This is a genomic window from Parasediminibacterium sp. HNIBRBA5674 (genome assembly GCF_056745525.1).
The window spans coordinates 99,952-110,520 of record NZ_JBQWIE010000010.1 but is presented as its reverse complement, the minus strand read 5'-3'; the positions used below and the strand labels follow the sequence as shown (position 1 = coordinate 110,520).

Here is a 10,569-nt window from a genome sequence, read left to right as displayed (position 1 = left end):
AAAAGGATGATGTGTATATTAAACGATAAGTTCTTAGAAAATATACTCTTTAAAGAAATTTAGATGCGTTTGCCCTGGATGTAACCGTACGTCTTCGCTATACAAGCATATTTTTCAATAAAATAATCGTACACAGCCATTATACAAACGTACACCGTTGTTAAATAATCGTTTGCCAAAAATAGATGAGTGTACGCTCTTGTAGTAAATATCGTTTGCTACAATAAAACTATTGTACACCGCTATTAAAAAGGCGTTTACAATCATTAGATAACCATACATCTCAATGGTAACTATCGTTTGCAAAAACTAGACAGTTGTACACTACCGCTCAAGTGTGCGCAACAGACGCATCATAGTACTACTAAAGTTGGTTACAAAAAACAAAATAGGCTAAGCCGAAAAGCTTAGCCTATTTATAGTTATGAATATTGGATTCTAAAATTTATTTGGTAATAGTAAAACTATCTACAGGCTTGCCATTGGCATCAACCTGTTTAATAGTAAGGGTTTTACCATTTAAGTCAGCTATGGTAAATGTATGTTTGGTAGAGATAAATTTGTTGGTAAATTTCTGCCAAGTATCAGCATCATTTTCTTGTTCAGGGTCGTATAAATCTTGGCCACCAGCACCTGTAACTATGTATATCACACCTTTAGGTTGTGTGTTGGTTTTACCGTCAAAAGTTTTATCAAGTGTCCATTTGCCCACCACAACTCTACCACGTATGGTTTTATTGTCTTTGCCACCTACTATCACCACACCTTTTTTTACGGGTGCAAAAAACATTGGGTAACTGCGTTGGTAATTGTGTACGTGACCATTAAATACCACATCTACTTTACCCTTCTCAAACACAGGTGCTAGCAAGCGCATTTGTTGCTGCTCAAAATGGTCTAGCGAAGAACTAAACCCTGGATGATGATACAGTACAAAATGCCATTGCATACTTTTAGAACTATCTAAATCTTGCTTCACCCAATCTACCAAAGCACTGTCGGTCCAATCTACATAGGTATCAGCATCTAAGACCGTCCAGTGTGCATTGCCATAATTAAAAGAGAAATTAGCCATGGTTGGATAACGATTGCCAGCACCTTCGTAAAATGCTTTTTTATTAGCATCGCTACCTTTAAGCAAAGGTGTAATGGCACTACCTTCTTTACCTATAGGGCCATTTAAAGGTTGATCCCAATAGTGGTAATAAGCCAATGCATCGGGCTGTTTATCAAGGTCACGGCTATCTGCATCATGATTGCCAACTGCACCTACAAATGGTATTGAACGCATTAAAGGCACACCAACTGAATCTGCTTTTAGTGCATTGTATATGGGCCAAAACTTCGTTTTATAATCTGCAATAGTGCCATAATCGTACACAATATCGCCAGGTACTAAAATCATATCAGCTTTTGCATTGTACACACCATTAGCTATTTGCTTGGCTTCTTTTGTACCGGCACCAATATCGCCAAATACCACAAAACGTTGTGTTTGATTAGCAGTTTTAGGCGCTTGTGCTTTTGCAGTAAATACTTCTTTGTCATTTTTTAAAACACGGTAGGTAAAAGTGCTACCACTTACCAAATCTGTTAATGTAGCTCTGTACACTATATGTGCTGTCGCATTAGCAATAGCAATAGTTGTAGCAGTTGGCGTAGCCATTTTCACCCAATTATTATTTACTAAAACCTCTACTGACCATGTGGCACTAGCATCTTTAGTTTGCCAAAGTAACTGCAAAGTTTGTGCTGTAGGATTGCTGCCTATTTGCAAATAAGGGGTTACTACAAAAGCATCATCACTGTTGGTTTGTGCATTTACATTGCAACAAATAATCAGTAAGAGTAAGGCTAGTATTTTATTTTTCATCTTGATTTCTTTAGCTATTAAACAAATAAACGCACCATCAAATTGATGGTGCGTTTTGTAAATAAAAAGTTTAATGTTGATTACCTCTACCGTTACTTTGATAAGCACCTATGTCTTTACCTGGCGCTGTAATTTCGCTAGCACCGTACAAAGGATGCAGAGGCACATCTGCCCTTGGGCTAAAACCAGTGTAACCTGCACCAATACAAGGCGATGTTGGCTTTAAAGCAAAATTGTAAGAACCTACAACAGCGATATCACGCAACAATAAACCGGCAGGCAAAGGCACTGGTGCATTAATAAATTGTGGATTATTAATACCAACTACCGAAGCTGGTGCAGTGTAAACTGGGTTTCCTGTAGTAGTACTAACTGCCCAACCTGATGGCAAATAAGTTGATGGTTTAGGTATATCTGTTTCTTGAGGAACGCTAATACAATTACTTACTGGGCCAGATGGAATAAACTGACTTGCTACAGATATTGAATCTGCATAGTACCAATTATACCCGTATCTAAGATTTGCAGTATCGGCTATTGGACCACTTACTACACGTAAGCCAAACTTACAGTTTACAATTAAATTATTGTAAGCCATACCACTTGCTCCTTCTTCAAAGTTGATAGACCCACCACGACCGGCAGATGAACGTCTATAGCCACTATTTACAATGGTATTATTAAACACCCTAACATTGGTAGAAGGAAAGCCTGGTAATACATTTACGTTGGACATTTTAGGGCCATTGGTAGCCATACCTACACAAAGATTATAAGCAAAATCGCCAATAGTACCAGCTTTAGAGTTCATTGCTTCACCACCTGTGTAACCACATTTTTCAAATGTATTGCGCATTACATGAATTTTGCCGCCATTAATTCTAAAGGGATCATCAACACTACCGTACAGCCAAGAATCTTCAAGCACAAATACACCGGCAGGATTTGCAAAGTATAAAGAATAAGGGCTAGAAGCACCTGTAAAGCTTTTTAATACTGAGCTAATAGTTGCACCGCCAAATTCTACGTGAGTCCATTTTATTACCATTAAAGGGCAAGTTGTTGCACCAATAATGCCAGTCCATTTACCTTTTAAAGCAGGGTCAGCGTTAGGATCTGAACCTAATTGATCTGTTTTAGTAACACCAGGGTAAGTAATGGTAATTGGTCTTTCTTTAGTACCAATACATAGTAAAGTGCCTTTAACACCTAAACCTGTTGGCGCATTAGGTACCGCCGGCGATACGGCTGTTGAAGGGTTTAAATTAAAATTAAGGGTTACGCCTTCCTGTATAATTAGCGTATCAGTAGCGTTTACCGTAATATCACCACACACATTGTAAGTTTTACCTGCAAGCATGGTACCTTTTACAGCACCAGATAAACAAGTTGTCTCGCTTATAGGCGATGCTACTTGTACTACAGCTTTCCACAAATCTTTATTGTCTTGTTCTTTAGTGCAAGATGTGGCTAGTACAAATGCTGCAAGGATGAATAGATTTACTATATTCTGTTTCATGTATTTGTTATTAAAGAGTTAGTTATTGATTATAGTTTGTAACGCACACCAAACAAGAAAGATGTTTTGTAATAATCTTTCTGAATAATGATTTTATTAGCAGGATCTGTTTGTAAAGCCAATGGTCTTGAACCGCTTGATTGTAAATAACTATCGTAAGACTGGTGGACAGACAATATAAAAGGTGTGTTGGTAATATTGTTCACCTTACCATATACCGTTAATTTCTTAACTACAGTTTTCTCGAACGAGAAGTCTAACTGTGTAGTTGGTGACTGCCAATAATTTAAACCTAAGTAAGGGCTTAAGAAAGAAATTCTTTCGCCTGTATACACACCAGCTACTTGAATATCTAAACCAATTTTAGGATTTTTATAAATTAATGATAGGTTACCAACGTGATTTGATTGACCTTGTAATGGTCTAGTTTCTGTCGTTTTTGCAGAAACACTAAAACCAGTATTTGGACCAGAAGTACTCCTATAAGAATAAATAACGCTATCAGTAATGTTAGATTGTGTATATGTATAATTTGCAGATATACCAAATACGCCAAAGTATTTTGTAAACACGGCTTCAAAGCCATAATTGGTAGCAGCACCATTATTAATTGGCTGTAAGTACAGACTGTTAATTCCTTTAGGTCTTACGGCTGAAATTTCAATGGGGTCTTTAATATTTTTGTAAAAAATACCTAACAATAGTTGGTCTGCATTTTTACTGTATAACTCATAGCGTAAATCTAAATTATCGGCAAGAGAATGTTTGAGATTAATTGGATCGCCCTGTTCTCTAAAAAATTCACCATCAGTACCATCAGGTATCATTTCAGCAAAACCTGGTCTTGCTAATGCTTTGTAATAAGCCAAGCGTAACACTTGATTTTTGTTAATCGCATACTTAAACTGTAAACTTGGTAATATATCTGTGTAAGTAATGGTACCAGATTTCCCTGCCTCTACATCTTGGGTTAATTGTGTTTCATAATGTTGATTAGTGTACTCAACTCTTACGCCACCTAAAGCCTCTAAATTTCTAGTTACTTGTAATTTACCTTGTACATATCCAGCACTAACGGTTTCTTTAAAATTGTAGTTGTTGCCATTAGGCTTTGGCGTTCCATCTGCTAATGGCGAAAATTCAAAAGAAGCATTATTAATTGTTGTATAAACTGCGCCAGATGTTGGTCCCAAGCTATACGATGCATAGTAGTTATCTCTTTGTTTGCTTCTCAATAAACCACCTGCTTTAAGCTCTAATGCTTTACCAGCAAGCTTCATATTGTTAGTAACATTTACATAAGCTGAGTAATCTTTATCGCTATTGTGTGTCCAAATGCGGCTCATTTTTTGCAACTTATCAGAAGTTAAACTTGTGGCCACAATAGCATATTGGTGTATAAATTGCGATTGATCTGGTATGTGATTATTAGCTACAGAATACACCAAGCTCCAATCTAATTTTACATTAGAAGTAAGCTTGTGTAGGCCTTGTAAGGTACTGTTGTAAATAGATTGGTATTGCCATTGGCTTCTTTGCCAATTATCTACCACAGAGTTTAAGGCCACTGTATCGTAAACAATACGTGTTTGGTAATCATCTAAACGAACGAACGTATTTACCAATGAAATTTTGTTGTTCTTGTTAATGTGAAAATCCAACTTACCATTTATGCCTATGCGCTGGCTTTGTACAGAATATTTACGTAACTGTAAATCAGAAAACAAAGGCACATTGTTTAAACCCGGTTGAGAGTTTGGCAAGAAGAAATTTGAAGTAGTACCACGATAAATATTTTGATAACTACCAGATACAATAAAACCAAACTGTTGATTTTTACCAAAACGGGTACCTACTGTTAAGCCTAAGGTAGTATTGATTGGAGATTTTTTGTCAGTATAATTTAAATGCGCAGTAGAAAAATCTTTTGGTGTAGCCACATATGTAGTGCCATTAATTTCAGCAGGTGATAATTTGTTCATGCTACTTTTATCAAACTTGCTGTAGTTCTCAGTTAAAAAAGTAGTGTTATATCCTGTCGCAGCATTTACCTGTACCAATAATTTATTAGGTGCATCCTTCATTACTAGGTTAATGGTACCGCCTATGGCATCGCCTTCCATACTTGGTGTTAAACTTTTGCTCACTTCTAATCTTTCTAGCAATTCTGAGGGAAATAAGTCTAAAGGAATGTAACGGCTTTTATTATCAGGGCTTGGAATTTTAATACCATTTACCAATGTATTAATGTAGCGTTTTTCCATACCACGAATAATTGGGTAACGTGCTTCACCAGAACCACTTTTTTCAATTGTTACACCACTTACTCTTTGCAAGGCATTTGCCACAGTAATATCTGGCAGTAGTTGAATAGTTTTTGCAGACAATACATTTAATAATGGGTCAGCAATTTTTTCTATTCTTCTAGCACCTTTATCACCATCTCTTCCTGCGTTGGTATTTACAGAAACAGATTCCAATTCTGTAGCGGTAGATTCTAAATTAAAGTCAGCCAATACGGTACCATTTGTACCAACAGTCACGGTAACATCTTTACCTACTTTATAGCCTGCATAACTTACTTTTAAAGTATAGGTTGCCGCAGCTAATTTGTTAAATACGTAATAACCATCTATCCTTACTAAAGCTTTAAGTTTAGTATTAGCTAATGAAACAGTTGCACCTACCAACGGCTCGCCAGTAGCAGCATCTACTACTTTACCCTTAATGTTTTGTGCAAATGAACTAATTGTAGCAAGCAGTATTATTGCTAGCAAAAGTGTGTGCTTTTTAATGCACGTAAATAGAGGAATCATTTTTAAAGCGTTTAGTTTACGCTGCAAATGTGTCTTTTGTAAGTTGGTAGAAATACCATTAACAAAATGGTAAGAATTAGATGACGATTTGGTAGCCATTTGGTAACGATTCAGTAATAACTCCTACAGAATTACTACAGAGTTTGTGTGGACAAAAAAAGCTGTTTTTGGGGCAAACCTATAATAATAAAGTAAAGAGCCATTCGTTTTTAGCGAATGGCTCTTGGTGAAAATTAAATTTATTACTTTAATAATTTAAAAGCATGATACCATTGGTTGTTTATAAAACCAGGTATGCACCAAAGTATACATAATGGCTCTATAGCACGAGCGGCTTCAGCTTTACCCATATCGGCTGTTTCCCAACCAAAACTTGTTAAAATGCTTGTTACCGTTACTTTTGCTGCATCACTGTTGCCAGCAATAAACATGGTAGGTGTCTCTTTTAGTTGTGGTTTGTACATAAGCCCATTGCCTACACAGCTGAATGCTTTTACAAAATTTGCCAATGGCACATTTGCTTGTAAAGATTCCATTAGCGATGTGTTTTGTGGTGTGAAAAATTGTAATACACCATTTACCGGCGGCAAAGAATCTTCAATTGGGTTGGTGGCATCAATAATTGTTTTGCCTTCTAAATTGTTGCTATCTGCACTAGCAATTACGGTAGCTGCAATTGAACCTTTTACAGCCAATACGATTATCTCGCCAAAACTTGCTGCTTGGTTAAACAGCCCTGCCTTACCTGTGGGATTTTTAGCAAGCCAATCTATTACTTCTGGTTTACTAATAGACCTTGTACCAAGCATTACATCGTGGCCTTCTTTTAAAAATGCGGTGGCTAAAGTAGTGCCTACTATGCCAGAACCTAAAATACCGATTTTCATAATTGTAAATTTTTATAGTTGTAAATGTTAGTGTAATTTACGCGTTGTAAGCAGCCGCAAATACTTTGGCAAAATCAGCCAATTTATACTTGCCTAAGGTAGGTTTGTTTTTCCAGTAATCTTCTTGAATAGCACCGCTTCTAATAGATGCGCCCATTGTAGTATAACCATTTGCAATTTCTGCATCTAAACCTGCACCTAGCATACCTTGTAAGGCTTGTTCATCGGTAAAAGTTACCCAAGGTATACCAGGTTTACCAATGGCTTCGCCCAATACTTTAGCAAGTTCATCGGTACTAACTTCATCACTAGCAATGTATTGTGTAGTAAAGCAAGTAAATGATAAATTCAGCAATTTCTCAGCCACTACAGCCGCAATATCACTGGTATCAACCAATACTAATTTCTCATCGGTACTACCATAATTAGCACCAAAAATACCAGCTTGTTTTACCAACCCAATTTGGTTTATTAGGTTATAAAAAAAGTAAGAAGGCCTTAATGCAATGGTATTTACATCTTGCAAACCAAGCAATAGTTCTTCTAAATAACCCAAACCATCAATAGGGCCAGCACCTTTACGCATGTGAGCACCAATGCTGCTTAATTGCACCACATATTTAATATTGTTTGCGGTAATAGCGGCTACATAATTATCAGCCACAGTTTGCTGATAGCCAAACCAATTGTCAGTTTTCCAAAGGGGCGGAATCATTAAATACACTGCATCTGCCCCTGCAAAAGCACTGGTAATAAATGCTACATCTTCTACTGAGCCAACTTTGGCAACTGCACCAAGTGCTTCAATGTCTGCAACTCTTTCAATGTTGCTTGTAATAACTGTAACTTGATGGTTTGCAGCAACTAATTGATTAACAACTGGTTTGCTAATGTGGCCAATAGAACCTGTGATAACGTAATTCATAATTGTGTGTTTTATTTTGTGATTAATATTTGTATATACAAATGATGTGGTAAAAAAAATTTAGACCGAGATTTTATCGGCCACCAAACCCATATTGGTTATGAGTTTGCAACTTTCATCTTTACCCAAAATAGTGCTATAATTATTGTAAAAATGATTTAAGCATTGTGTAAGCTTAGGTAATAAAGCTTTTGCCGCTGCCGATGGATAGACGTTGGTTTGTTTGCCTTCAGTGGTACGAGTTACTAACTGACGTTCTTCTAGTTTTTCAATTAATCTGGTAACAGTGCTTGGGCTAAGTTGTAAATGATTGGCAATACAACTAGGTTGTGTACCCGGTTCTTCTAACACCATCATCAGCAAATAAGCATGGCTAGGCGAGAGGTCTACAGGCTTCCAGCTTTCTAGCGCCAGTTTCTCAACCTTACGTGCCAAGGCATTGGTGGTAAAATATAGACACTTGCAATATTTACTTTCAGATGTTTTCATTTACGTTGCAAATATAAAGGGACTTTGTTTGTATATACAAATGATTTTGGGAAAAATATTTTTTTGTTTCTTTTAAATTATATTCTACATTTGTAGAATAAGATAACAAAGTGTAGAATAATGAAATTGTCGAAAACTGAAGAGCAGCTAATGGAGTTAATTTGGAAGCTTGGAAAAGTATTTTTAAAAGACTTAATTGAGCAACATCCTGAACCCAAACCAGCCACAACAACTGTAGCCACATTGCTTAAGCGTATGCAAGACAAGGGATTTGTAGGCTATAATGTTTTTGGCAATTCGAGAGAATATGTCGCCCTTGTAACTAAGTCAGATTATTTTTCTAAACATGTAAAGGGTATTATCAAAGATTATTTTGGTAATTCAGCCATGCAGTTTGCATCATTTTTTACCACTACAAGTAATTTAAGTGCTGAAGAGTTAGAAGAATTAAAAACGATTATTGACAAAGAAATAAAACGTAATAAAAAATGATAGCTTACTTGGTAAAGATGGTGCTTTGCTCAGCTGTATTATTATTGGTTTACCATGCATTGCTTGCTAAAGAAAAGATGCACCGCTTTAATAGATATTATTTACTACTCAGTTTAATTTTTGCATTAGTTGTACCATTTATTGAAGTGAAGCAGCAAATACCTGTTACAACTGATAATGGAGCTTCAGAAACTATATTTTCAGTAACAGAAACTACTTTTAAATCGGTGTCAAGTGCCATTGAAGACCCTGTACAGCATATTGATATTTGGCCGAATTTGCTACTAGCAACTTACCTTTTAATTAGTGTCATCTTGCTCATTCGTTTTGCTAGAAACCTTTTTCAATTGTGGTTGAAAGTAAAAAATAGTGAGACGTCTTTATACCAAAATACACAACTCGTACTATTGCCACAAAGCTTTATTTCACATAGTTTTTTAAAGTACATATTTATAGCAAAAGAAGATTACGAAAATGGCGCTGTAGATGAAGCAATACTTAATCATGAGCTTGCACATGTGCAACAAAAGCATTCGCTTGATATTCTTTTTATTGAAGTTTTAAGCATCATTTTTTGGTTTAACCCATTTCTCTATTTGTACAAAAAAGCCATTCAACTTAATCACGAATTTTTAGCAGATGCTGCTGCACTAGAAACATATAATGATGTGGCATCTTATCAATACTTATTATTAGCGCAAGCAAATAAACCCGTATTCAATCATCTTGCAAGTCAATTTAATTTTTTAATAACAAAAAAGCGTTTACTTATGATGAACAAAACAACTTCATTCACTAGAAAAGCGGTGAAGCAATTAGCCATTGTACCAATTATAGGTAGTTTGATTTTTGTATTCAGTTCAAAAACAATTGCACAGGATACGTTGAAAAAATTTACTGAAAAAGTACCTTCAAATGTTTCTGCCGAAAATTCTAAGAAGCCTGCAAACGAGAAGTTAGCTAAGGGTATGGAAGCCTATTTTGTGAAGCGTTCTATTGGTTTTTCTGCTACGGATGCTTCTGATGAATTAATGCAAGAATATGAGACAATTGTAAAAAAATATAAAAGAGACACAACGAATAGATGGCAATCAATTTTTAGAGATATTTCTCAGCAAGATAAAACTAGGCTGATAATTATTTTTAAACAAATGAGTATGCAACAGCAATTAAAGCAAAGTGTTGCTTTTTGTAAATATTTAGGTCCATCAAAGCCTGAAGTACCTACTGAAACGCAGTTTAATAATTTAAAAAAAGCAAATATTTATGGTATTTGGATCGACGATAAATGCGTTAAAAATGAGGTGTTAAACAATTATAAAGCCTCAGATTTCGCCCAATTTGATATTAGTAAATTATATGGTGCTGCCAAAGTTGGACGAAGCTACACCCATCAAGTAAATATGATGACCAAAGCTTATTATCAAAAGTATTACGACGAATCAATGGCAAAAAAAAATGAGCCGATGATGGTGACACACTTTATAAGAAATGTTACAGTTGTTAAATGATGAAGACTCTGATTTATCAAAATCCCCGTTCAGACATTTATTTAGCTATTTTCGTAG

General features: G+C 35.8%; 9 protein-coding genes. 2 read left to right on the top strand and 7 right to left on the bottom strand.

Features of this window, described 5'->3' with window-relative positions; genetic code table 11:
* Positions 1-114: 114 nt before the first annotated feature.
* From ACT9TX_RS07160 to ACT9TX_RS07130, 7 genes are all read right to left on the bottom strand, one after another.
* Positions 115-306: a hypothetical protein gene (locus tag ACT9TX_RS07160; RefSeq protein WP_481337581.1), complete on the bottom strand. Its 192-nt coding sequence runs from the start codon at positions 304-306 to the stop codon at positions 115-117.
* A 139-nt stretch (positions 307-445) separates the two neighbouring features.
* Positions 446-1,873, bottom strand: coding sequence for a metallophosphoesterase (locus ACT9TX_RS07155; protein ID WP_481337580.1), 1,428 nt, complete (start codon positions 1,871-1,873; stop codon positions 446-448).
* A gap of 70 nt (positions 1,874-1,943) precedes the next feature.
* On the bottom strand, positions 1,944-3,392 hold the full coding sequence (locus ACT9TX_RS07150; protein WP_481337578.1) for a hypothetical protein: 1,449 nt from the start codon (positions 3,390-3,392) through the stop codon (positions 1,944-1,946).
* Positions 3,393-3,421: 29 nt separating this feature from the next.
* Positions 3,422-6,307, bottom strand: coding sequence for a TonB-dependent receptor (locus tag ACT9TX_RS07145; protein ID WP_481337577.1), 2,886 nt, complete (start codon positions 6,305-6,307; stop codon positions 3,422-3,424).
* Positions 6,308-6,450: 143 nt separating this feature from the next.
* The gene (locus ACT9TX_RS07140; RefSeq protein ID WP_481337576.1) at positions 6,451-7,095 is read right to left on the bottom strand and encodes an NADPH-dependent F420 reductase; all 645 of its coding nucleotides are present in this window, start codon (positions 7,093-7,095) and stop codon (positions 6,451-6,453) included.
* A 37-nt stretch (positions 7,096-7,132) separates the two neighbouring features.
* Entirely contained in the window at positions 7,133-8,020 is an 888-nt protein-coding gene (locus ACT9TX_RS07135; RefSeq protein ID WP_481337575.1) for an NAD(P)H-binding protein, read from the bottom strand.
* A gap of 60 nt (positions 8,021-8,080) precedes the next feature.
* Positions 8,081-8,509 carry a MarR family winged helix-turn-helix transcriptional regulator gene (locus ACT9TX_RS07130; protein WP_481337574.1) on the bottom strand — a complete coding sequence of 143 codons (429 nt, stop codon included), beginning with the start codon at positions 8,507-8,509 and terminating at the stop codon, positions 8,081-8,083.
* A 120-nt stretch (positions 8,510-8,629) separates the two neighbouring features.
* Here ACT9TX_RS07130 and ACT9TX_RS07125 point away from each other — a divergent pair, with 120 nt between their 5' ends.
* Together ACT9TX_RS07125 and ACT9TX_RS07120 are read left to right on the top strand one after the other, a co-directional pair.
* Positions 8,630-9,001 carry a BlaI/MecI/CopY family transcriptional regulator gene (locus tag ACT9TX_RS07125; RefSeq protein ID WP_481337573.1) on the top strand — a complete coding sequence of 124 codons (372 nt, stop codon included), beginning with the start codon at positions 8,630-8,632 and terminating at the stop codon, positions 8,999-9,001.
* A complete protein-coding gene (locus tag ACT9TX_RS07120; RefSeq protein ID WP_481337572.1) occupies positions 8,998-10,512 on the top strand; it encodes a M56 family metallopeptidase in 1,515 nt (504 codons plus the stop codon). The genes ACT9TX_RS07125 and ACT9TX_RS07120 overlap by 4 nt, the downstream gene beginning before the upstream one ends.
* Positions 10,513-10,569 lie beyond the last annotated feature (57 nt).

Bases quoted from the DNA above. Each gene is read 5' to 3' on its own strand.
- ACT9TX_RS07120 (WP_481337572.1), top strand. From the start codon at position 8,998: ATGATAGCTTACTTGGTAAAGATGGTGCTTTGCTCAGCTGTATTATTA.
- ACT9TX_RS07140 (WP_481337576.1), bottom strand. From the start codon at position 7,095: ATGAAAATCGGTATTTTAGGTTCTGGCATAGTAGGCACTACTTTAGCC.
- ACT9TX_RS07145 (WP_481337577.1), bottom strand. From the start codon at position 6,307: ATGGCTACCAAATCGTCATCTAATTCTTACCATTTTGTTAATGGTATT.
- ACT9TX_RS07130 (WP_481337574.1), bottom strand. From the start codon at position 8,509: ATGAAAACATCTGAAAGTAAATATTGCAAGTGTCTATATTTTACCACC.
- ACT9TX_RS07125 (WP_481337573.1), top strand. From the start codon at position 8,630: ATGAAATTGTCGAAAACTGAAGAGCAGCTAATGGAGTTAATTTGGAAG.
- ACT9TX_RS07155 (WP_481337580.1), bottom strand. From the start codon at position 1,873: ATGAAAAATAAAATACTAGCCTTACTCTTACTGATTATTTGTTGCAAT.
- ACT9TX_RS07135 (WP_481337575.1), bottom strand. From the start codon at position 8,020: ATGAATTACGTTATCACAGGTTCTATTGGCCACATTAGCAAACCAGTT.
- ACT9TX_RS07150 (WP_481337578.1), bottom strand. From the start codon at position 3,392: ATGAAACAGAATATAGTAAATCTATTCATCCTTGCAGCATTTGTACTA.